The sequence below is a fragment of the Brachybacterium sp. JB7 genome, assembly GCF_003335205.1.
In the GTDB taxonomy this organism is placed as follows: Bacteria; Actinomycetota; Actinomycetes; order Actinomycetales; family Dermabacteraceae; genus Brachybacterium; species Brachybacterium alimentarium.
This window is the reverse complement of the sequence record NZ_QPGN01000006.1, coordinates 210484-232943: the sequence shown is the minus strand read 5'-3', so window position 1 is coordinate 232943 and position 22460 is coordinate 210484. Positions and strand designations below refer to the sequence as shown.

Here is a 22460-nt window from a genome sequence, read left to right as displayed (position 1 = left end):
CGCGTCGCCTCGCCGCAGGCTCTCAGAGCCGCCCGGCGGCCTTGAGGGCGAGGTAGGTGTCGGCGAGGGCCTGGGGTGCGTGGTCCGGGGCGGCATCGACGACGTGGGCACCCACCCGCTCGAAGGCACGGGAGACCCCGGTGCGCTCGGCGCGGGCGCGCTCGGCGGCCGCGGCACGATAGACCGACTCGATGTCCCCGCGCCCCGCCGCGAGCTGCTCGAGGGCCGGGTCGGAGACGGAGGCCACCACCAGCGGATGGTCCTTCGCGATCCGGGCGGCGACCGGAAGCAGGCCGGTGTGCATCACGGAGGCCTCCACGGGCGTCACCAGCACCACGAGGGAACCGCGCCGGGAACGCTCGGCGATGGCGGCGGCAGCGAGCTCCCAGTCGGTCTCGACCAGCGCCGGATCCACCGCAGCGGTGGCGGCGACGACGTCGTGGAGCACCTTCGTCCGGGTCGAGCCGAGCACCGAGACGTGGGCGATGCGGTCGATGCACAGCAGATCCACGCGGTCGCCGGCCTGACCCGCGAGGGCCGTGAGCAGCAGGGCCGCGTCGAACGCGGCGTCCAGCCGGGTGGACTCGCCCAGCCTGCTCGCCGACGTGCGGGAGGTGTCCACCACGATCAGCACATGCCGGTCGCGCTCGGGGCGCCACGTGCGTACCACCACGCTGCGGCGTCGGGCGGTGGCTCGCCAGTCGATCGAGCGCACGTCGTCGCCGTCCACGAAGTCCCGCAGCGAGTCGAACTCGGTGCCCTGGCCGCGCTGGTGGACCGCTGCGAGACCCTCGATCTCGCGCAGCCGCTGGACGCGGGAGGGCAGATGGCGTCGGGAGCCGAAGGGGTGCAGGGCGAGAAGACGGCCCGGGGCGTCGGCCGGAGCAGTGCGCCGGGCCAGCCCCCACGGCCCGCGGGAGCTGATGAGCAGCGCGCGCGAGGAGTGCTCGCCGCGGCGGGTCGGGGTGAAGGTCTGCGCGATCGCACGGCGCTCGAGGGAGGGGACCAGCACGGTCGAGCGCTGTGCGGCGAGCCCCGCGGTGGGGTTCCAGGCATCGCGCACCTCGAGCCGACCCGGGCGCGAGGTCGGGTTGGTCAGCAGCAGCCGGCCCGTCGCCGACCTGCCGAGCCTGACCTGCACCGGGGACTCGCGGCGCACCCGGATCGACGCCGGGTTCGCGGCACGGAAGGCGTCGACGAGCACCACGAGAGCCCACAGCACGAACATCGCCAGCAGCGTCCACCATCTCGGCCACAGCACGATCACCGGCAGCGCCAGGAGCGCGACCAGGGCCGCGCGCGGAGTCAGGGAGATCCTCATGGACGGGGCCTCAGCGGGGCACCGGCACGGAGGCGAGGGTCGCAGCCAGCACGGACTCGACCTGGGTTCCTTCGAGCTCGGATTCGGTGGTCAGACGGACGCGGTGGGACAGCGTGGCCGGGGCCATCATCTTGACGTCGTCCGGGGTGATGAAATCGCGCCCGGTGAGGTACGCCCAGGCCCGCGAGGTGCGCAGCAGCGCGATCGCACCACGGGGCGAGACCCCGAGCGACAGGCTGGGCGAACGACGGGTGGCGCGGCACACGTCGACGATGTACTGCACGACGGGGTCCTCGGCGACCACCTGGGAGACGTCCTGCTGGGCGCGGTGCAGCGACGGCACGTCCACCACGGGACCCAGTCCCATCGCGGCGAGGTCGGTGGTGTCGAAGCCGTCCGCATGCCGGCGCAGCACTCCCACCTCGACCTCGCGATCGGGCAGGGGCATGACGGCCTTGAGCAGGAAGCGGTCCAGCTGTGCCTCGGGCAGCGTGTAGGTGCCGTCGAACTCGAGCGGGTTCTGGGTGGCGATCACCAGGAACGGATCGGGCAGCGGACGGCTCGCACCGTCGACGGTGACCTGCCGTTCCTCCATCGCCTCCAGGAGGGCCGACTGGGTCTTGGGCGGGGTGCGGTTGATCTCGTCGGCCAGCAGCAGATTCGTGAACACCGGGCCCTCTCGGAAGACGAGATCGCTCGTGGTGTTGTCGTAGATCAGGGAGCCGGTGATGTCGCCGGGCATCATGTCCGGCGTGAACTGCACGCGGCGCATCCTCACGTCGAGGGCGGCCGCCAGGGAGCGCACCAGCAGCGTCTTCGCGACGCCGGGCACGCCCTCGAGGAGCACGTGGCCACGGCACAGCAGCGCGACGACGAGGCTGGTCACCGCCGCGTCCTGGCCCACCACACCCTTGTGGATCTCGGTCGAGAGGCGCTGCAGGTCGGCGCGGGTGTCCTGATCGACGGACGGACCGTCGACCTCCTGCGGGTCGACCGCCTGCGGATCGGCTCCGTGCGCGCCGATTCCCTGCGCGGAGCTCGGGGCGGGGGCGCTGCCGGCCGGTTCGGGGGTCGGGGAGGCACCGGGGGTGGTGTCGGTCATCGGTCGATCTCCTTCTCGAGTACGTCGAGGTCCTGCGCCAGGCGCACGAGGGACTGGTCGTCGGGGACGGGGGTGGGTCCGAGCAGCGTGCGCAGCTGCTCGGGCGAACGGTCGACATGGGGGGCCAGCGCCATCACCAGGCCGTCGAGCGCGGATTCACGGCGCAGGCCGAGCCGGTCCGCGAGACGGGTGGCCGTGGCCGAGCGCAGGGACGTCGCGGCGGCGTCCCGGGCGTCGGCCTGCTGCAGCAGTCGGGCGCGGCCCAGCACGATCTCCTGCGGGCGCACCGTCACCGGCAGCGGTTCGACGACCACCGGGCCGAAGCGGCGCGCGACGGCGATCACCGCGATCACGGCGGTCAGCAGGAGCCACAGCAGGAGGGGACCGGCCCAGTCGGGCAGGTAGGTCAGCAGGTCCTGTCCGTCGGATCCCAGGGGGTCGCCGGCGGAGGGGACGTACCAGGTGAGCTCGCCGTCGACCCCGAGCGTGTTGAGCACCAGCGCGGAGTTGTCGGCGTCGGCGACCCCGTCGTTGGTGAGCAGATCGGCGCTGCCCAGCACGACGAGTCGATCGGCACCGGCTACGAGGCCGCCCTTCTCCGCGGCGAAGCACGACCGCGCCTCCCCGCTCGCGCGGTAGAGGCTCGAGGAGCCGCGCAGCCCGTCCTCCCCGGGCACGTGCACCGTCCGAGCTCCCTGGGAGAGATCCCCGCACTCGGGGCCCGGGGACAGATCGCTCGCGGTGCTCAGCGAGCCGGACCGCGTGATGTCCGGGGCGAGGGCATACAGCGCCTCGTCATCCGGTTGGACCAGCACGAGCCGACCCGGGCCCTGCTCGTGGGCCTCGGCGAGCGCGGAGAGCTGCGTCGAAGAGAGCCCGCGCGGGTCGGTGACCAGCACCGTGCGGCCCGCACGCAGGTCCGCCGCAGCATCCGCGGTGTGCCGATAGACCTCCACGTCGACGCCGAGCCCTTCGAGCACCTGCACCACGGCCTTGGATCCCTGCCCGGTCGGGGCGTCCGGCTCGAGGGGGCCGTCGCGGTAGTAGCCGCGGGCCACGGAGGCCAGCACCGCACCGAGCACCGCGAGGACCACCAGCACGGTCAGCCAGGGCCGACGCTGCTCGGTCTGTGGGGAGGAGCCGGCGGCGCGACCTGGCGACGGGGACGAGGCGGCAGCGCCCGCGGTCGATGCGGCTTCCGCACCCACGGTCGCGGCGGTGGAGGACGGGAGGGGAGGGGTGCTCACGCGCCGACCTCGTTCCGGGTCGAGTCCTCGTGCGTCGAGTTCTCGGCGGCGACGTCGTCCGCGGTGGAGAGGTCCGGGGCGGATTCGGCGATGTACTCGGCGAGCCTCAGCAGATCGTCGGCCGCCTTCGCCGTGGCGGGCCGGTGCGAGTACGCGGCGGTGTCGAAGGCATCGGCCCCGCGCAGGAGGCGTCCGCGCAGATCGGGATACGGAGCGGCGGCGCGGGCGGCCGCTTCGTGCGCGGTCATCCCGGAGGTGACGTCCAGCAGGGTGCGGACCTCGAGGTCCCGGACCAGAGCGCGCAGCGCGAGCACGGTGCCGTCGTCGAAGCGGCCGGCGTTCAGCGCCGTGCGAGCCTGCTCGCGCAGGTCGTGCGCGCTGAGCACGGGGTCGGCGTCCAGACCGGGAGCGACGGCCAGCGTGTGGCTGCGCCGGACCAGGCCGGTGCGTCGCAGCACGAGCACGACCACCACGAGGAGCACGGCCATCAGCGCGATCGCGAGCCCCACCTGCACGGTGGAGGTGCCGTCGACGCTGTCGAAGAGGTCGGTGAGCCAGCGCTCGATCACGCCGAGCAGCCATTGGACGAATCCGGGGGAGTCGTCGTACTCGGCCTTGGAGAGCTCATCGAAGACGCGCGAGCGCGCCTCGTCCGGATCCGGGACCGGAGGGCCTGCATAGACCGGAGGTCCTGCGTCGATCATCGGGTGCTGTCCGTCGACCAGTTCTCGCGCGAGCTGCGCATCAGGTCGATGTCCCAGGCCTCATGACGCATGCGGTTGTCCGCGTAGACCGCAGCGAATCCGGCGGAGAGGAACGGGGCCAGCAGCACGGTGGCGAGGTAGGAGCCGATCATCATGATGATCGTCATCAGGACGAGTCCCAGGACCAGGCCCTGCATGCTCGACGCCAGCAGGATCGCCACGTAGACGATCATCGCGACGACGCTGAACACGCCGGAGATCACCTGCGTGCCGAGCGTGTAGCACACGTAGAGCAGCACACCCACGCCGAGGACCCGCCACAGCTTGCGACCGGCGGTCATGCGGAAGGATCGTGCGATGGAGCCGAACACTCCGGTGCGCTCGACCACCAGGGCGGGGATCGCCAGGAGCATGCGCGCCCAGATCCACAGGGCGACGAGGATCCCGATCAGCACGCCGACGACGAGCGCGCCGATCGTGAGCACCGTCGGCTCCTGGAGCAGGAGGAGCGGCAGCGTGCCGAGGGCGGCGGGCAGTGCGAAGGCCACCGTGCCGAGCACGCCGAGCAGCAGGCTCACGCCGATCGCGGGCAGTGCGAGACGCCGGACCGTCGCCCACATCTGCGACGTGCTCGCGCCGCGTCCGGTCGCCTCACCGATCGCCACGTGGGTCAGCGCCACCGTGACCAGGGAGGAGGCGACCATCGTGAAGATCCCGGTGATCAGGGAGGAGACGACCGTCAGGAGCATCTGCGAAGTGCCGTAGTCGCTCGAGCCCGACGCCTCGGGATCCTCCATCAGCGCCTGCACGTCCCCGAAGACGGGGATCATCCCGGCCCCGGTGGTGGCGGTGACGAGCACGAAGGCGACCCCGTAGACGATGGCGGCCAGGCCCAGCACGGTGCGAGCCCGCAGTCGATAGATGCGCAGGGCGGCGCCGAAGACCTCGCCGACGCTGAGCGGACGCAGCGGGAACAGCGGGATGTCCTGCACGAGCTCACGTCGGGGTCCCTGCGGCGCAGGAGCCCCCGACGGTGCCCCCTGCGACGGCGCGGGGTGCGTATCGACGGAGCCCTGGGGCGCCGTGGGGTCGGGCTGGGAGCTTCCCTCGGTCGCTCCCGGTGCGGTCCAGCCCGTGCTCATCTGTCCTCCTGCTGTCCGTCGGCACCCGGGATCCGGCGGCGGCCGGTGGGCGGGATGCGATGTCCTCCAGGACAACCTACGGACTCCTGGGCCCTGCACCGATCCGACGAACGTCGATGGTCATGCGTCTTCCGGACACCCCATCATCCGGGGATGCGCTCGGAAAGGGAGTGCCGGTGGCACAATGAGCCGTATGACGACGCCTTCTCGGATCCTCGTGGTTGACGACGACCAGGCGATCGCCGAGATGGTCGGGATCGTCCTGCGCGGCAAGGGCTACGAAGTGGCCACCTCGCCCGACGGCGCCTCCGCGCTGGAGACCTTCCCGCGACTTCGGCCCGATCTGGTCCTGCTCGACCTCATGCTGCCCGGAATGGACGGCATCGAGGTCTGTCGGCGCCTGCGCCGCGAGTCCGGGGTCCCGATCATCATGCTGACCGCCCGCACCGATACCGCTGATGTGGTCGAGGGGCTCGAGGCCGGAGCCGACGACTACCTCACCAAGCCCTTCGAACCCGAAGAGCTCGTGGCACGGATCAAGGCGCGGGTGCGCCGCGTGGAGCCGCCCACCACGGAGCAGCTGGCGATCGGGGACCTCTCGATCGACGTCGACGGGCACGAGGTGCGTCGCGACGGGGAGCTGATCGCCCTCACCCCGCTCGAGTTCGATCTGCTCACGCAGCTCGCGCGCAAGCCGTGGCAGGTGTTCACACGAGACGTGCTCCTGCGGGATGTCTGGGGGTACCGGCACAGCGCGGACACCCGTCTGGTCAACGTGCACGTCCAGCGCCTGCGCTCGAAGATCGAGCACGACCCCGAGAACCCGCGCATCGTCGTCACCGTCCGCGGGGTCGGCTATCGCGCCGGGAGCGCGTCCTGAGAACGTCGGACCGTCCGTGAGCACAGTGGCCGAAGGGGCGGCGGAGGCGCCCGCCTCCGTACGGCTCGCTCGCGCCGCAGACCCGCGCGGCTGGCCGCTCGCGCTGAGGGTCGTGCTGGTCACGACGCTGCTGTCGATCCTGGCCATGCTCGCCGTCGGCGCCTATCTCTCCTCCGTGATCGCCGACGGGCTGTACGAGCAGCGGCGCGACCGAGTGCTCGAGGAGACCGTCGAGGTGCGCCGTGACCTCTCCGACAGCCTCACCCAGCTCTCCAGCGCCACCAGCACCCAGCGCCAGGATGCAGTGAACGCCTTCGTCCAGTCCGCAGGCGGCCAGGGCGGCGGCGACCGCCGGGAGGTCGCCCTGCTCCCGGTGGAGACCTCCGAGACGGTCTTCCCTGTCGCCTCCTCCGACCGCACTCTGTTCGACGAGGTCGACGACGAGTTCTCCGCCGCGGTGGCCGCGAGCCCGGACGCCGTGTCCTGGCGCTCGATCGGCCGGGAGGACTCCCAGGGGCGCACGGTGCCGGCACTGCTCGTGGGCACCCGGGTGATGGTCCCCGGGGTCGGCTCCTACGATCTCTATCTCGTGTACTCCATGCAGGAGGAGCAGGAGACCCTCGGCTTCGTGCAGAGCGTGCTCTTCGGCGGTGGCGGAGTCCTGCTGGCTCTCGTCGTCGGCATCGCGATCGCCGTGGCCCGCCTGGTGACGACCCCGCTGAAGCATGCGGCCCGCGCGGCCGAGCGCATCGCCGGTGGCGACCTCGACAGCCGCGTCGAGGTCTCCGGGGCCGACGAGCTCGCCCGGGTGGGGGAGTCCTTCAACGACATGGCGCGCAGCCTCGCGCAGAAGGTCGACGACCTCACGGAGCTCTCCCGCCTCCAGCAGCGGTTCGTCTCCGACGTCTCCCACGAGCTGCGCACTCCGCTGACCACGATCCGGATGGCCTCCTCCGTGCTCGACAGCCGTCGCCCCGACCTGCCCGGCGACCTGCAGCGCACGGCAGAACTCCTCTCCGCCCAGGTGGAACGCTTCGACGTGCTGCTCGCGGACCTGCTGGAGATCTCGCGCTTCGACGCCGGGGCAGTAGAGCTGGAGGCGCACCGCGAGGATCTCGACGCCCTCGTGGTCCGCGCGATCGACGACGTGCGGCCGCTGGCCGGAGCGCGCGGATGTCTCCTGGACGTGCATCTGGCAGGACGCGAGATGAGCGCGGTGGTCGACGCCCGCCGGGTCGACCGGGTGCTGCGCAATCTGCTCACCAACGCGATCGAGCACGGCGCGGGCGGGCCCGTCCTGGTGCAGACCTCCTCGAACGAGGACTCCGTCGCGGTGGTGGTGCAGGACTACGGCCACGGCATCTCCCCGAAGGATGCGCAGCACGTGTTCGACCGCTTCTGGAGAGCGGACCCCTCCCGTGCTCGGACCCTCGGCGGGACGGGCCTGGGGCTCTCGATCTCCGCGGAGGACGCGCGACTGCACACCGGATGGTTGCAGGCCTGGGGCCAGGAGGGCCGCGGTGCTGTGTTCCGCCTGACCCTGCCGCGCCGACCCGGCGGCACGATCACACGGTCCCCGCTGCGTCTGGAGCGACGTTTCGACCGCGACCTGACCGGCACCTACTCGGTCACTCCGACCGGCGAGATCCCGATCGGTCCGGGCAATCTGCCCGATCTGTCCGACGCCGCGCCGGACGCCGAACCGGAGGGCGAGAACCCGATGCCAGGAGGACGAGGATGAGGCCCCCACGTCGCACCGTGCTGCACGCCGCCGGCGCCGTCACCGTCCTGGGACTCGGTGCGGCGTGCGCGCGCATCCCCACCGGCTCCCCGATCGACAGCAGGCCGCTGAGCGGTCGTGTCCAGCCCGGGGCCCCGTACGTGCAGGCGCTCCCGCCCGCGGAGGACGCCACCGCGCAGCAGGTGGTCTCCGGGTTCGTGCAGGCAGGCGTGGGCTCGGAGGAGGACTTCGCTGTCGCCCGCTCCTATCTCACCGATGAGCTGAGTGCGCGCTGGCGGCCCGCCGCCGGGATCACGATCTACTCCAGCAGCCAGGAGCTCGAGGTCAAGGAGGTCGACGAGACCTCGATGGTGCTCGTGCTCCAGGTGGTCGCCGTGGTGGACGGCTCGGGTGTGCGCAGCGTCCTCTCCGGCCCTGTCTCCCAGAACGTGGAGGTCACGATGGAGCAGGTCGAGGACCAATGGCGGATCGGTGAGGTGCCGGACGGCATCTTCCTGTCCGAGGCGGCGTTCGAGACGCTCTTCGCGCCCGCACGTCTGTACTTCCTCGACGCCCGCGGTCGCCATCTCGTCCCCGACCACCGCTGGTTCTCCCTGCAGCGCGGTGCTGCCGCCGTGCTCGAGGCGCTCGTGGCGGGGCCGGCGCTCTTCCTCAAGGGCGCCGTGCGCAGCGCGGTGCCCGATGCTCCCGATATCGCTGATGCGGTCGTCACCACCGCCGCGGACGGCACCCCGGAGGTCGACGTGCCCTGGTCGGTCCTCGCTCTGCGCGTCGAGGAGCGGGCCCAGGCCCTGGCGCAGATCGAATCCTCACTGCGTTCTCTGCGCTCGCTGTCGGGGATCCGCCTCGTGCGCAACGATGAGGAGTACTCGGCCGGTGAGGAGCACACGATCGAACGGGCGCTTCCCGGACACCGCCCGATCGCGGCCGGCCCCACCGGCATCATCTCCCTCAACGATCCCAGCATGGACGCGCCGGCCGCCCAGCTGGTGCCGGACCTCGCGGAGCAGGCCCTCACCTCTCCGGTGATCGCGCAGGAGGGCGGGCTCGCCGCCGCGCTCACCGATGACGGCACCGTGGTGCTGCTCGCCTCGACCGACGGTTCGGTTCCGCCCCGAGAGGCCGCGACCGGCGGTGAGTTCGTCCCGCCGCGTGTCGATGACGCCGGGCTGGTGTGGACCTCGACCGTGCGCAGCGCGGGCGTGATGCTCGCACTGGCCGGCAGCGGGCCGGGCCAGGACGTGAAGGTCGACGTGCCGTGGCTCCGTGGCCGTGAGGTGAGGGCGCTGGACATCGCCGCCGATTCGACCCGGATGATGGTGCTCTCGACCGATTCGGCCGGATCGCAGCTGGACCTGTGCGCCGTGATCCGGGATGCGGACGGGGTGCCGAGCTCCCTCACCCAGCCGGACCAGGTGCGCACCTTCCTCTCGGACGTCACCCAGGCGAGCTGGTACGACGAGGTGGGGCTCATCCTGCTCGGCTCCGACCCGGGCACCGGGGAGCTGCGCGGGCAGATCCTCGATCTCACCTCCGGTCGCGACCCGCTGCCCTCCGTCCGGTCGACGACCGATCGCATCGCAGGCACCGTCGTGGGGGAGACCATCTGGGCCGGGACATCCGACGGGGATCTGCTGCGCAGTGATGGCAGCCGGTGGTCCGTCGTCGATCTCGAGGCCCACGACCCGTCGTTCTACTGAGCCGTCCCGAGCGCTGCAGCGTCGCTCGTCGCTCGTCGCTCGTCGCTCTTCACTCGCCCCTTGTCTCTCGCCCTTCGCCGCTCGCCGCTCGCCGCCTCGTCCCGCGTCTCTTGCCTTCGTCCCGCGGCCCGGCTCGACCGTTCCTCCCCACGGGCCCGGCATCAACACTCGCGGGCAGCTCGAGCACGTGGCGCCCGCGACCTGCTGGAATCCGGTCATGGACGAGCAGGGCTACGCGAACGGAGCCGGCGGCAGGGGCGAGGCCGCGGGCCGGAGCCCGACCCCGCCCACGGGCGGGCGCAGAGACCGGCGTCCGGGCAGGCGCACAGACGCATATCCGGGCAGGCGCAGAGACGGTCCTCCGGACAGACGCCGAGCGGAGCCTCCTCTGTGGTGGGAGATCATCGCCCAGACCTGCTCGCTCATCGCTCCTCGGCAGTGTCCCTGCGGCGCGGAGGGCTCCTGGCTGTGCCCGGACTGCACCGCGCTTCTCGCAGCCCCGCCGATCCGCGTCGACTCCGCATGCGACGCCCTGCAGCATCTCACCGCCGCACGAGTCCACGAGCAGGAGCGCGACGGCCTGCTCCTGCCGGCCGGGGTGGACCATTCCCCAGTGCTTCCGGTGCTCGCTCTGGGGGAGTACAGCGGGCCCCTGCAACGGCTCGTGCTCGCCTGGAAGAACGGCGGGATGCTCCACCTCGGGGCGCCGCTGGCACGGGCCCTGGGTCCGGCGGTCGCAGCGCTTGCCGAGGACGCCGAGGTGTCCGAGCCGGCGCTGGTGCCGGTCCCGTCCCGTCTCGGCGCCCGCCTGCGACGGGGCGAGGACCATACCGTCGAGCTCGTGAGAGGCCTCAGCCGTGCGGGGAGCGGCACTCCGCTGCTGCTGCGCTCCGCACCCACCACCGCTCAGGAGGGGCAGGGTGCCCGGCAGCGAAGGACGCGGGAGATCCGCGTGACCGGTCGCAGAGCTCACCGCGCCGGGCAGAGCGCCACCTCTGTCGTCATCGTCGACGACGTCGTGACCACCGGGTCCACACTGCGCGGGACGCATGAAGCGCTCACCGAGGCGGGGATGGACGTGCTCGGGGCAGCCGTCATCGCGTCCGCAAGGATCCCACCCGCCCACAGCGCACAGCTGCCCGCCTGACCATGCAGGTCGCGTCGATCCGGTCGCAGTCCCGCGAACCCGTCCCGAGGCGAGGGCATCGTGACTCCACGGGGCGCACGAGCAGACACCTCGTGAATCCACAGGACGGACCACCAGACAACTCGGAGGAAAACATGGCATGCTGACGTGACCCGGCACAGTCCGCCGGTCATCCTCTCCCCAGGAGGTGCGCACCCCAGCCGAAGAGCCACTGCGGCCGGGCTCAGAGCGGCCGCACCCGGATAGGAGGAGAACACCTCATGGAGATCAATGTCGTCGGACGCCATATGGACGTCCCGGACCGATTCCGTCGTCATCTCACCGACAAGCTCGATAAGGTCACCCAGCTCGCGCCCGCAGCGCTGAGGGTGGACGTGGAGATCTCACAGGAGAAGAACCCCCGGCAGGCCGAACTCAGCGACCGCGTCGAGCTCACCGTTCACGACAGCGGCTCCATCGTCCGTTCGGAAGCCCGCGCGGATGACCTCTACGGAGCCCTCGACATCGCTTACGGGAAGCTGCTCGAACGTCTGCGCCGCGCACGGGACAAGCGCAAGGACCACCGTCGTGGTCGGGACCGCTCTCGTCAGGGATCGGGCGAGAGCCTGCGCACCCTGCCCGCTGATCAGGAACTGCCGGCCGCGCTCCAGGAGACCCCCTCGGAGCCCGCCGCGGAGACCTCGGACCCCACCGCGCCGCACGAGACGGACCTCGCCGATTCCGGCAGCCCGGTCGTGATCCGCGAGAAGAAGCACGCGGCGAAGCCGATGAGCATCGACGACGCGCTCTACCAGATGGAGCTCGTCGGCCATGACTTCTTCCTCTTCGTCGACGGGGATTCCGGGAATCCCAAGGTGGTCTACCGCCGCAAGGGCTGGAACTACGGCGTGATCGAGCTCGACGCCGAGCTCCCGTCGTCCTCCTGACCCTGCTCGACCGGTCCGGGTGGGAGATGCGCACGTGCTCTCCCGCCCGGACCTCGGTCCGTCCCGATCCGACCGGAGCCCACCACTGATGACCGCGACCCTCAGCTGGACGAACGCACGGCGGATAGCTCTGCGTGCCCAGGGCATGGGACGGGCCCGACGTATGGCGCTCCCGTCCGCCGCGGTGAGCCGACGCGCACTGCGCGCCACGCTCGAACGCACCCATTTCCTCCAGATCGACTCGGTGAACATCTTCGAGCGGGCCCATCACCTGCCGGTGTTCACCCGCACTGGCAGCTGGGACACGGCCGCCCTGGAGCGCGCCTCACGACCCGGCCGATCCCGCCTGGTGAAGGAAGCGCTCGCCCATGAGGCCACCTTCGCCACCGAACACGTCCACGATCTGCTGGATTTCCGGCGGCGCGCCGCCGCGACGCGAGACTGGGGCCGCATCCGCGAGGCCGCGGCCTCCTCGCCCGACCTGTTCGCCCGGATCCTCGCTGCGTGCGACGAGCTGGGGCCGGTCAGCGCGGCCGCCCTCTCGCGGCATCTGGGGGACACCGAGCGCGGCGAGGGCTGGGGGTGGCGGCGCACCGCGAGCCAGTGGACCGTCGAGTACCTGTTCCGCGCCGGGATCCTGGACTGCGTGGGCCGCAACAGCCAGTTCGAGCGCCTCTACGTGCCGGTCCCCGGCGCCTTTCAGCGGCTCGACGAGCTCGCAGCCTTCGACCCCTCGTCCCCCACGGCGCCGCACGACCGGCAGGACCGGACGAGTCACGAGCAGCTCATGGCGCTCGCAGCCCGCTCCTCGGGCATCGCCGAGCCCGCCTCGCTCGCGGACTATTTCCGACTTCGCCTGCGGGACGCCCGCCCCGCGATCGAGCAGCTGCTGACCTCGGGCGAGGTGACGGAGGTGCAGGTCGAGCATCCGGCAGGCCGGCGCACGATGCTGCTGCACCGCGATGCTCCCGCTCCGACACCGCTGCGGACGGCCGCGCTGGTCAGCCCCTTCGACCCGATCGTCTTCCATCGGCCGCGCCTGGAACGACTGTTCGACGTGGACTACCGGATCGGGATCTATACGCCCGCCGCGAAGCGGACCAGCGGCTATTACTCCCTGCTCTTCCTCCTCGGTGACGTGTTCCCCGCCCGCGTGGACCTCAAGGCGGACAGGACCCGGGGAACGCTCGAGGTGCGCGGGGTCTTCCGGGAGGAGCTTCCCCATCTGCCCACCCGCCAACGCCCGGCCGACGAGGCCGTGGTCGCAGCGCTGGCCGTCGAGCTGCGCCGTGCCGCCACCTGGCAGGGCCTGGAACGGATCGAGGTCGACGCGGCGAGTGGGGACCGGGAGCTCTCGGCCGCGCTCGCGGCCCACACCGAGGCGGCGAGCGAGCGCGGAGACGCGGCCGCGAGCCACGCGTCAGCGTGAGGATGCGCGCACGTCGTCACCTCTGAGCGAGGTGACGCTTACGATGGGTCAGGCACCAGCCGTCCGTCAGGACACATTCCAGAACTACGGGAGCACGAGTGGTCAACCTCTTCGACAAGATCCTGCGCGCCGGCGAAGGCCGTGAGCTGCGCCGGCTCGAGTCCATCGCCAAGAAGGTAGGGGAGGCCGAGGACGTCTTCACCGACCTCACCGACGATGAGCTGCGCGGGGAGACCGACAGCTTCAAGGCCCGGCTCGAGGACGGCGAAACCCTTGACGACATCATGGTCGAGGCCTTCGCCGCGGTCCGCGAGGCGGCCCACCGCACCCTGGGCCAGCGTCCGTACGACGTGCAGGTCATGGGCGGCGCCGCGCTGCACCGAGGGCGCATCGCCGAGATGAAGACCGGTGAGGGCAAGACCCTGGTCGCCACGCTGCCGGCCTACCTCAACGGGCTCTCGGGCAAGGGCGTCCATGTGGTCACCGTCAATGACTACCTCGCCGGCTACCAGAGCGACATCATGGGGCGCGTCTTCCGCAGCCTCGGGCTCACCACGGGCGTGATCAAATCCGGGATGACACCGGAGGAGCGTCGCGAGCAGTACGCGGCGGACATCACCTACGGCACGAACAACGAGTTCGGCTTCGACTATCTGCGTGACAACATGTCGCTCTCGCCCGATGATCGCGTCCAGCGCGGCCACAGCTTCGTGATCGTCGATGAGGTCGACTCGATCCTCATCGACGAGGCCCGCACCCCGCTGATCATCTCCGGACCCGGTTCGGGCGACGCCAACAAGTGGTTCAGCGAGTTCGCGAAGGTCGTCAAGCTCCTGCGTCGTGACCGCGACTACGAGGTGGACGAGAAGAAGCGCACCGTGGGCGTGCTGGAGAGCGGCATCGACAAGGTCGAGGACCACCTCGGCATCGAGAACCTCTACGAGTCCCTCAACACCCCGCTGATCGGCTTCCTCAACAACGCCATCAAGGCCAAGGAGCTCTTCAAGCGCGACAAGGACTACGTCGTGCTCAACGGCGAGGTCATGATCGTCGACGAGCACACCGGCCGTATCCTCGCCGGCCGTCGCTACAACGAGGGCATGCACCAGGCGATCGAGGCCAAGGAGGGGGTGAAGATCAAGGCGGAGAACCAGACCCTCGCCACGATCACCCTCCAGAACTACTTCAAGCTCTACGACAAGATCTCGGGAATGACCGGTACGGCCGAGACCGAGGCCGCCGAGTTCATGAACACCTACGACCTCGGCGTGGTCCCGATCCCCACGCACCGCGAGATGCAGCGTGCGGACGAGCCGGACCGGATCTACCGCACCGAGAAGGCGAAGTTCGATGCGGTCGTCGAGGACATCGTGGAGCGCCACGACCGCGGCCAGCCCGTCCTCGTGGGCACCACCAGCGTCGAGAAGTCCGAGTACCTCTCCAAGATGCTGACCGCGCAGGGTGTGGACCATGAGGTCCTCAACGCGAAGAACCACGCCGGCGAGGCCGCGATCATCGCGATGGCCGGCGCGAAGGGCTCGGTCACCGTGGCCACCAACATGGCCGGCCGAGGCACCGACATCATGCTCGGCGGCAACGTCGAGTTCATGGCGCACGCCGCCGTCGAGAAGCGCGGTCTGGACTCCGAGGAGGATCCCGAGGGCTATGAGGCCGCCTGGGACGAGGAGATCGAGAAGGCCAAGGCGGCCGTGGCGGAGCAGCACGACGAGGTCGTCGAGCTCGGCGGTCTGTACGTGCTGGGCACCGAGCGTCACGAGTCGCGTCGTATCGACAACCAGCTGCGCGGCCGTTCGGGACGTCAGGGCGACCCCGGCGAGTCCCGCTTCTACCTCTCGCTGCAGGATGACCTCATGCGGCTGTTCAACTCCGGGGCCGCCGAGTCCCTGCTGGCCCGCGGCGGCGTCGACGAGTCGATCCCGCTGACCGGTCGCATGGTCTCCGGCGCCATCCAGCGTGCGCAGAACTCGATCGAGTCCCGTAACGCCGAGATCCGCAAGAACGTCCTGAAGTACGACGACGTCCTGACCAAGCAGCGCAAGAAGCTGTACGAGGAGCGTGCGCGCATCCTCGAGGGCGAGGACCTCGATGAGCACGTCGAGCGGTTCATCGACGAGGTCATCGGCGGCACCGTCGACTCCCACACCAAGGGGAAGAACGCCGAGGACTTCGACCTCGAGGAGCTGTGGGGCGCCCTGCGGCCCGCCTTCCCCGTCTCGATCACGGCGGAGGAGCTCGTCGACGAGGTCAACGGCCAGGAGAACCTCGGAGCGGACCTGCTCCGCGAGGAGATCCTCGCCGATGCTCGCGTCGCCTACGAGAACCGTGCTGAGGAGCTCGGCGAGGACGGCATGCATCAGCTGCAGCGCCGCGTGCTGCTGTCGGTGATGGATCGCCGTTGGCGCGAGCACCTCTACGAGATGGACTACCTCAAGGAGGGCATCGGTCTGCGGGCGATGGCCCAGCGTGATCCGCTCATCGAGTACGAGCGCGAGGGCCACCTGATGTTCAACGAGATGATCGCGGGCATCAAGGAAGACGTGGTCGGCTACATCTACAACCTCGAGGTGCAGGTCCAGAAGGCGGAGCCCGTGGTGCCGAAGGCCGTCAGCGACCTGCTGCGCACCACCACCGCGACCGGTGCGGCACTGGCTGCCGCGGCACAGCGGGTCGGCGAGCAGAAGACGGCCGATGGCGCCGTCGAGCCCGCCTCCGCGTCGGAGCCGGGCTCGGACGAGGAGGACCCCGTCGACGAAAACGGCATCGTGCTGACCGCCAAGGGACTGGATGACGGTCCCCGCTCGGGGCAGCTCCGCTACTCCTCGGCCGAGGGCAGCGGTGTGCAGGACGAGGGCAGCCTCTCCCGCGCCGAGCGCCGTCGACGAGCCAAGCAGGCCGGTTCCACAGGGGCCTCCGCTGCGGGCAGCACGACCTCGGACAAGCCAGAGGGCGCTCCGGCAGAGAACCGCGGCCCCCGCGGGGCCCGCCGGCGCAAGGGCTGACCCCTCGGACCGGCGACGAGCCAAGCGCTGATGCCGGGACGGGCGGATGCGTCAAGCGTCGGCGCCGGGGACGGGCGATGAGCCAAGCGCTGACCGGAGGATGGGCGAGGTGAACGGCCCCGCCGGGTGGGCTGCACGTCGCCCGGCTCTCCGATTGTCCTTATCACGTGCAGACGCACGGTGCCGGCACAGGATCATCTGTGGCGGCACCGTGCGTCTCTGCGTCTCTGCGTCTCTGCGCCGTGTGTTCGTAGTGCGTCTGTTTCTCTGTGCGTCGTCCGAACGGCTGACGTCACCCGATCTCGAGCACCGTGACCCGCCAGCCCGAATGGCGCAGTTCCCACCGCATCGCGAGGAAACGGGCACGGCCGGGCTCGCGCAGCACACAGCTGGCCTCGACCGTCTGCTCGTTGACCACGCAGGTGCGCACCCCGCTCACCTGCATGCGCTGAGGCGGCGCATACCCCGTGGTCGCACGCAGGCGCCGCGTCAGCGCGGCGCGCCGCGACAGCAGCTTGCCCACGTCCGGTGTGACGATCCGGGCCAGGGCGTTCTCGGGTCGCATGTCCCGGACGATCTCCACGGCCCGCCGAGCCACTGGAGCGACCATCCGCTCCACGATCCGCGGATCGTCGAGGTCCAGGTTCTCCGTCGACTCACCACCGGTGACGACGCGCTGATCGGTGGTGGTCATGACGACTCCTGAGAGGTGAGGGGTGCGGGCACGGTGAGTTCCTGTCCGGGTTCGAGATGGTCGGGGTTGTGCCCGATCACGTCGCGGTTGGCCTCGTGGAGAAGTGGCCAGGCCGCAGCGATCTCGGACGGGTCCTCCGGAGCCGGACCGAGCAGATCGTCGGTGATGCTCCAGAGTGTGTCCCCGGCGTGCACCACGACGGTGCCCGGGGAGGAGGGAGCATCGGCCTCGTGCAGAGGGCCCTGCTGCTCGGCCGGTGCTTCCTGCTCGAGGGATGCTGCGCCGGGGGTGCCGGTGCCCTCCGTGGGGTCGTCGGCGAGGTCCGCGGCGAGAGGCTGCTCCTCGGGCGCGGGCACGCCGGCAGCACTCTCACCCCAGCCGAGGCCGGGGCGCGGCGCCTCGGCATCGTCCGGGCTCACGGTGGGAGCTGAGGCTTCCGGGTCCGGATCGGATCCGACGGGCAGGGCGGGCGTCAGCTCGGAGGAGATGGCCACGGCGTCGACGCTCCGACCCGAGCCGGCCGACGGCCCCGTGGTCGAGGCACTGGCCGGGACGAGCGCCAGACCGGTGGCCGTGGTGGCCAGGACGGTGCCGACGAGGATCCGTCGTGCCAGCTGCGGTGCGAGGATCCGCAGCGCGCCGAGCAGGGCAGTGCCTGTTCGGCTCGCCGGCCCGATCATGAGCACGAGGCCCGCCAGGGACCAGATCACTGCCAGATACAGGCACAGCGCTGCGCCCGTCGTCGCCGCCGCGACGAGCACCCAGGCGATCAACCCGGCCTGTCCGTGTCCGTCGATGGCGGCTGGCCAGAGTGCCGAGGCCGTGGCGGCCATGGCGAGTGCCCCGGCGCCTGAGAACCCTCCTCCGCACAGCGCTCTCGCCGGATGAGCGGCGCGGACCGCTTCCGTTCTGCTCTCCATCGATCCCCCTCGTCGTGCCCCTCACACCCCGCACGCTGTCATTTGATGCAGTTTGATGTCGTTGGCTTCTGAGAGAGAAAAGTAATGTGCGGTGGGTCATAACGCAAGGGGCGTCCGGAGGTGTGTGGACGAGTCGTGCGGGGGAGGAGAGGTGCGCTCCTGTCGCCGTGTCGTGCGGGTGTGGCGGGCGAGGGCACTGCCCGTTGGGGGCGAATCGGCCCTGCGCAGCAACGATGCGCCTACAGTGACGGCATGCGATTCGAGCGGATCTTCGACGACCTGGAGGGTCGATTCGAGCACCAGGAGCGGGAGGAGATGCGTGCGGTTGCGGAGGATCTTGCACGCGCCGAACGTGCGCAGCTGTCCCTGGCGGACCGTCTGCGCGGCGCCGGGCGCTCGGTCCTGACTCTTCACGTCGGGACGGATCTGCGTCTCGAAGGGCTCGTCGAGGAGGTCGGAGAGGCCTGGGTGGCGTTGCGAGACCCGGAGAGCTCTCAGAGAGCGGTCATCCCGATGCCTGCGGTCTCCTTGGTCCAGGGGCTTCCCGCGCGTGCGCGCCCGGCGGAGGAATCGCTGCTCTCTCCGCTCGGCCTGGGATCAGTGCTGCGGGCGATCGCGCGGGATCGCAGCATCGTGCGTCTGGAGACCGCAGCCGGCAGGATCATGGGACGGATCGCCGCGGTCGGCGCCGACAGCCTGGACGTGCAGTCCCTGCCCACCGGCGAGCACGGGGCGGTTCCCGGGTCGGTCAGAGTCACCGTGGCGATGGCCGCGCTGCTGGCCGTGATCCCTCGCTGAGACGAGAGGGACCGTGAGATCGCACTGTGGCTGACCCGCAGCCGCGGGAACTGCTGCGGGAAATCGAGAATTCGGGACGCTGACAGGGGCGCGGCGGGCGCGGCGGGCGCGGCGGGGGACGGTATCGCGCGGGGAGCGGGGCCGGAACGTCGCGCGGGGAGCGGGGCCGGAACGTCGGGCGGGGAATGGGCGGCTCGGAAGCATCTGGCGCAGAAGTGGGCTCGGCTCAGCTCTTGCCGTCGGACTTCTGGCGCTCGAGCTCGCGCTCAGCCTCCAGGATGTGGGCCGTCGCCGCGTAGCTGCGCTCGATATAGGACTCGATCTCCGAGACCTCCACGCGCCACTGACCGCGGCCGCCTACCTTGATGGCCCGCAGTTCGCCCGATCTGACCAGTGCATACGCCTGGGAAGCGGAGATCGAGAGCGTCTCTGCGACATCAGATAGCGGTACGAAGCGAGGAGTCATCGACGTTCCTTCCCGATCGGTTCACCTGTCACGACCCGGATAGTCTCACACCGTCCTGCGTTCTCCCGGAGAGGACGTGTGGACAACCTCGTGGGTGTCCGGCGCTCTGAGTTATCCACAATCCGTGCGCCCCTCGACTCGCAGTCGTGACGTTCCCGTAGCCTCTGGCGGGGCGCGACGCGGGGTCGGGCACAGCAGCAGGAGGAGCGCGTGGCAGTGAGTGCACCAGTGATGAGACTGCGCCGGCCTCGGTGGAAGGATCCGCGGCTGATCGTGGGCGTCGTGCTGGTCGTCGCGAGTGTGCTGATGGGAGCTCTCCTGGTCTCACGGCTGGCCGAGACCACCCCCGTGCTCGTGGCCCGCTCACCGATCGTGCCGGGCGATCCGATCGATCCCGACAACCTCACCCTCGTGGAGATGCGCCTCGGAGATCAGCACGATCTCTACCTCGGTGCGATCGAGGCGATCCCCGACGGGTCCGTCGCGACCCGCGCGGTCCAGGCCGGGGAGCTGCTCCCGCTCTCCGCTGTGGGCCAATCCGCGGACGTCCCGCTGCGCCCGATCGTCATACCCGTGGACTCGACGGTGGCGGAATCCGTCGCACCCGGGGCGAGCGTCGAACTCTGGCACACCGCCCCGGCACAGGAGAGCGGCGACGTCGAAGCCGAGCTGCTTGTGGAGCGCGGCATCGTCCGCTCGATCGACGAGGGCAGCTCGCTGGGCATGCGCTCGATGGCCGTCGAAGTGCTGGTCCCCAGCGACGATCTCGCGGCCGTCCTGCAGGTCCTCTCGCGCGACGAACGGCTCGACGTGATCGGTGTGCCCGGCGCCTATGGGGTCACCCCATGATCGACGTCGTCCTGTGCGCCTCCGGAAGCGACGAGGTGCGCATCGTCCATGACCTCGCCATCGACATGACCCGCACCGCCCGCGTGGTGCGCCGATGCGCCGACCTCGCCGAGACGCTGGCCGTGACCGCAGCCGGCATCGGCGACGTGGTGCTCATCGATCTCACCGTGCGAGGGCTCGGGCGGGATCCGCTGGCTGCGCTGATGCGCGATGCCGCGGTGGTGGGCCTGCGCTCCGATGGAGCCTCCGAGCAGACGTCGCTCGGGCTGCGCCACGTGCTGCCTGCCGACGCACCGATCGGCGAGATCCTCACCGTGCTCACCTCCGCCGTCGCCTCCGAGGAGGACCAGGCGGACGCCTGGATGCAGGACGCCGCCCACGAGGGCCCTCATGTCCGAGGCCGCCTGGTGGCCGTCTGGGGGCCGACGGGAGCGCCGGGACGCTCCACCGTCGCCGTGAACCTCGCCGCCGAGAGCGCGCTCGCCGGACATGAGACCGTGCTCGTCGACGCCGACACCTACGGCCCCTCCCTGAGTCAGATCCTCGGGGTCCTGGATGAGACGCCCGGTCTGGTCGCTGCCTGTCGGGCCCATGACCGGGACACTCTGGACGACGACGCGCTCGCCGCCCTGCTGCCTCTGGCCCAGCCGCGGCTGCGACTGCTCAGCGGGATCGGGGTGCCGGCTCGTTGGTCCGAGGTGCGTCGCACCTCGATGGACGGTGTCTGGCAAGCACTCTCGCGCCGAGGAGGACTCGTCGTCGCCGATGTCGGGCCCGTCCTCGAAGAGGATGAGGAACTCAGCTACGACACCGCGGCGCCCCAGCGGAACGCCGCCGCCATCAGCACTCTGGAGAGCGCGGACGCCGTGCTCGCCGTGGTCTCCGCCGATCCGGTGAGCATCACCCGGCTGCTGCGTGACCATACGCGGCTCCAGGAGCTCGGTGTGGAGGAGCTGCACGTGATCGTGAACCGGGTGGGCGCACCGATCCCCAGGGACCGGATCCGTGACCTGATCACGTCACGGATCCCAGTGGCCACGCTGCACCTTCTGCCGGACGACCCCACCACCTGCCGGACGGCGTCATGGGACGGTGCGCTGCTGGCCGAGTCCGCTCCGCGTTCGAGCCTGCGCAGAGCGCTTCGTGAGATCGCGGGTTCTGCGGCCGTGCTCGGACATGCTCCCGAGGAATCCGGGACTGCGGGTGTCGATGCCGACGCGTCAGCAGCGGCCGTCCTCGCGGCGGAGTGAGCGCACGGGAGCCGGCAGCGGCGCGGAACGGCCTCCTCGCGGGGGTGAGAAGATGACCGCCATGAGGATCTATCTGCCGCTGACCGACCCCGATCGCCTCGCGCTGAGCAGTGCGAGCACCCAGCTCGAGCTGCCGGAGGGCAGATCGGCCTGGGGCGTCACTGCCTCGGCACGCACCGACCGCCCGGACCAGGATGAGGAGGATCTCGAGTACGAGGCCATCCAGGACGCCGTCCATGTCGCGCTGCTCGCCGGCGCTGCGGACGCCCGTGCCCTGGTGATCGCCGCCGATGCCCCCGACAACGCCTTCGAGGAGGCTGTCGAGAGCGGCGGAGCGTTCGGACTGCGCACTCGCGTGGCGACGCACGCACGGATCGCCAGCATGCACGTCACCGAGCTGGATGCCGCAGCGGCCGACGCGGATGACACCGATCCCGCTCTCCTGTGGTTCGACCCCAGCGAGACGGCCGATGCCCTGACCTATCTGGAGGGGAAGGCCCAGGATCCGGACGGCAGCGCCGCGCACTGACTCCTGCCGGACGTCGACTTCTGCCGGATTTTGAAACCTGCCGGACGCCGACTCCTGCCGGACCCTGACTCGCGCTCAGTCGGAGTGCTTCGCCTGGTAGGTGGCTGCGGACTTCTCCTCGCGCCGGAGCACGGTGGAGACATAGGGGACGGCAGCCTTCTCGATGCGGGAGCCGAGCAGGGGGATCTTGGCGACGAGCTCACCATCGATCTCGACGGTGCTGGTCAGCGATCCGCTAGGGACCAGCCGCACCGAGGCCGTCAACCCGGCCGGAGTGCCGGCCACGTCGAGCGACATCGTGCCGGTGCGACTGCCATCCGGCGCCGGCGCGGACCAGGCCTGCTCCTCGCGGATCGTCACGGACGATCCCACGAAGGGCCGCACGATGTCCGGGACCCGGTCTGTGGGCATGGTGAGCTCCGTGCGTACGGTGAAGGCACCGCTCGGATCCCCGTCGACGGTCGAGTCGGCGCTGTTCGCGCCGAGCGTCTCGCGACGGATCGCGGTGTAGTCCTCGTCGGCGTACATCGTGGCGACGGCGCGCACGGGCAGGGGCAGGTTCAACGTCTCGCGGAGCTTCATTCCTCGTCCTCCC

20 protein-coding genes are annotated in these 22460 nt (G+C 70.6%); 11 read left to right on the top strand and 9 right to left on the bottom strand.

The genetic code is table 11. The annotated features are described in order from the left end of the window. Nucleotides 1-22: 22 nt before the first annotated feature. From CIK81_RS10050 to CIK81_RS10030, 5 genes are read right to left on the bottom strand one after another with little or no spacing between them, the layout of a single operon-like run. Complete coding sequence (locus CIK81_RS10050) at nt 23-1321, bottom strand: DUF58 domain-containing protein (RefSeq protein ID WP_114355660.1); 1299 nt, start codon at nt 1319-1321, stop codon at nt 23-25. Between the two features lie 10 nt (nt 1322-1331). Beyond that, nucleotides 1332-2423: a MoxR family ATPase gene (locus tag CIK81_RS10045; protein ID WP_114355659.1), complete on the bottom strand. Its 1092-nt coding sequence runs from the start codon at nt 2421-2423 to the stop codon at nt 1332-1334. Continuing rightward, nucleotides 2420-3670 carry a DUF4350 domain-containing protein gene (locus tag CIK81_RS10040; protein WP_241964105.1) on the bottom strand — a complete coding sequence of 417 codons (1251 nt, stop codon included), beginning with the start codon at nt 3668-3670 and terminating at the stop codon, nt 2420-2422. The genes CIK81_RS10045 and CIK81_RS10040 overlap by 4 nt, the downstream gene beginning before the upstream one ends. Then, nucleotides 3667-4374, bottom strand: coding sequence for a DUF4129 domain-containing protein (locus CIK81_RS10035; protein WP_114355658.1), 708 nt, complete (start codon nt 4372-4374; stop codon nt 3667-3669). The genes CIK81_RS10040 and CIK81_RS10035 overlap by 4 nt, the downstream gene beginning before the upstream one ends. After that, complete coding sequence (locus CIK81_RS10030) at nt 4371-5516, bottom strand: glycerophosphoryl diester phosphodiesterase membrane domain-containing protein (protein ID WP_114355657.1); 1146 nt, start codon at nt 5514-5516, stop codon at nt 4371-4373. Before CIK81_RS10030 ends, CIK81_RS10035 begins: the two co-directional genes overlap by 4 nt. A gap of 184 nt (nt 5517-5700) precedes the next feature. Here CIK81_RS10030 and mtrA point away from each other — a divergent pair, with 184 nt between their 5' ends. The 7 genes from mtrA (at nt 5701) to secA (ending at nt 16359) form a co-directional block, all read left to right on the top strand. After that, nucleotides 5701-6396 (top strand): MtrAB system response regulator MtrA, encoded by a 696-nt coding sequence (gene mtrA / locus CIK81_RS10025; protein ID WP_114355656.1) that lies wholly within the window; start codon nt 5701-5703, stop codon nt 6394-6396. 16 nt (nt 6397-6412) lie between these two features. Next, the gene (gene mtrB / locus CIK81_RS10020) at nt 6413-8137 is read left to right on the top strand and encodes an MtrAB system histidine kinase MtrB (protein ID WP_114355655.1); all 1725 of its coding nucleotides are present in this window, start codon (nt 6413-6415) and stop codon (nt 8135-8137) included. Then, the gene (locus tag CIK81_RS10015; RefSeq protein ID WP_114355654.1) at nt 8134-9837 is read left to right on the top strand and encodes an LpqB family beta-propeller domain-containing protein; all 1704 of its coding nucleotides are present in this window, start codon (nt 8134-8136) and stop codon (nt 9835-9837) included. The genes mtrB and CIK81_RS10015 overlap by 4 nt, the downstream gene beginning before the upstream one ends. A 613-nt stretch (nt 9838-10450) precedes the next feature. Continuing rightward, nucleotides 10451-10984, top strand: a complete 534-nt coding sequence (locus CIK81_RS10010; protein ID WP_241964104.1) for a ComF family protein — start codon at nt 10451-10453, stop codon at nt 10982-10984. A gap of 260 nt (nt 10985-11244) precedes the next feature. Further along, a complete protein-coding gene (gene raiA, locus CIK81_RS10005; protein ID WP_096163475.1) occupies nt 11245-11910 on the top strand; it encodes a ribosome-associated translation inhibitor RaiA in 666 nt (221 codons plus the stop codon). A gap of 88 nt (nt 11911-11998) precedes the next feature. Beyond that, nucleotides 11999-13339, top strand: coding sequence for a winged helix-turn-helix domain-containing protein (locus tag CIK81_RS10000; RefSeq protein ID WP_096163476.1), 1341 nt, complete (start codon nt 11999-12001; stop codon nt 13337-13339). 98 nt (nt 13340-13437) lie between these two features. Then, nucleotides 13438-16359 (top strand): preprotein translocase subunit SecA, encoded by a 2922-nt coding sequence (gene secA, locus CIK81_RS09995; protein ID WP_096163477.1) that lies wholly within the window; start codon nt 13438-13440, stop codon nt 16357-16359. A gap of 292 nt (nt 16360-16651) precedes the next feature. Here the strand turns inward: secA and CIK81_RS09990 are convergent, their stop codons facing one another. Continuing rightward, complete coding sequence (locus CIK81_RS09990) at nt 16652-17053, bottom strand: Rv3235 family protein (RefSeq protein WP_096163478.1); 402 nt, start codon at nt 17051-17053, stop codon at nt 16652-16654. Continuing rightward, nucleotides 17050-17973, bottom strand: a complete 924-nt coding sequence (locus CIK81_RS09985) for a LysM peptidoglycan-binding domain-containing protein (protein WP_158541983.1) — start codon at nt 17971-17973, stop codon at nt 17050-17052. Before CIK81_RS09985 ends, CIK81_RS09990 begins: the two co-directional genes overlap by 4 nt. Before the next feature lie 252 nt (nt 17974-18225). On the opposite strand from CIK81_RS09985, the gene CIK81_RS09980 reads away from it, so the two are divergent. Next, complete coding sequence (locus CIK81_RS09980) at nt 18226-18771, top strand: hypothetical protein (protein ID WP_096163480.1); 546 nt, start codon at nt 18226-18228, stop codon at nt 18769-18771. 226 nt (nt 18772-18997) lie between these two features. Here CIK81_RS09980 and CIK81_RS09975 read toward each other — a convergent pair whose 3' ends face one another. Further along, entirely contained in the window at nt 18998-19237 is a 240-nt protein-coding gene (locus CIK81_RS09975) for an AlpA family transcriptional regulator (protein WP_096163481.1), read from the bottom strand. Nucleotides 19238-19453: 216 nt separating this feature from the next. Here CIK81_RS09975 and CIK81_RS09970 point away from each other — a divergent pair, with 216 nt between their 5' ends. The 3 genes from CIK81_RS09970 to CIK81_RS09960 are packed head-to-tail and all read left to right on the top strand — an operon-like array spanning nt 19454 to nt 21865. Beyond that, the gene (locus CIK81_RS09970) at nt 19454-20086 is read left to right on the top strand and encodes an SAF domain-containing protein (protein ID WP_241964103.1); all 633 of its coding nucleotides are present in this window, start codon (nt 19454-19456) and stop codon (nt 20084-20086) included. Continuing rightward, complete coding sequence (locus CIK81_RS09965) at nt 20083-21336, top strand: P-loop NTPase (RefSeq protein WP_114306399.1); 1254 nt, start codon at nt 20083-20085, stop codon at nt 21334-21336. Before CIK81_RS09970 ends, CIK81_RS09965 begins: the two co-directional genes overlap by 4 nt. A gap of 52 nt (nt 21337-21388) precedes the next feature. Further along, nucleotides 21389-21865 carry a hypothetical protein gene (locus CIK81_RS09960; RefSeq protein WP_241964102.1) on the top strand — a complete coding sequence of 159 codons (477 nt, stop codon included), beginning with the start codon at nt 21389-21391 and terminating at the stop codon, nt 21863-21865. Between the two features lie 75 nt (nt 21866-21940). Here CIK81_RS09960 and CIK81_RS09955 read toward each other — a convergent pair whose 3' ends face one another. Next, nucleotides 21941-22447: a DUF2505 domain-containing protein gene (locus CIK81_RS09955; protein ID WP_096163484.1), complete on the bottom strand. Its 507-nt coding sequence runs from the start codon at nt 22445-22447 to the stop codon at nt 21941-21943. Nucleotides 22448-22460: the final 13 nt, after the last annotated feature.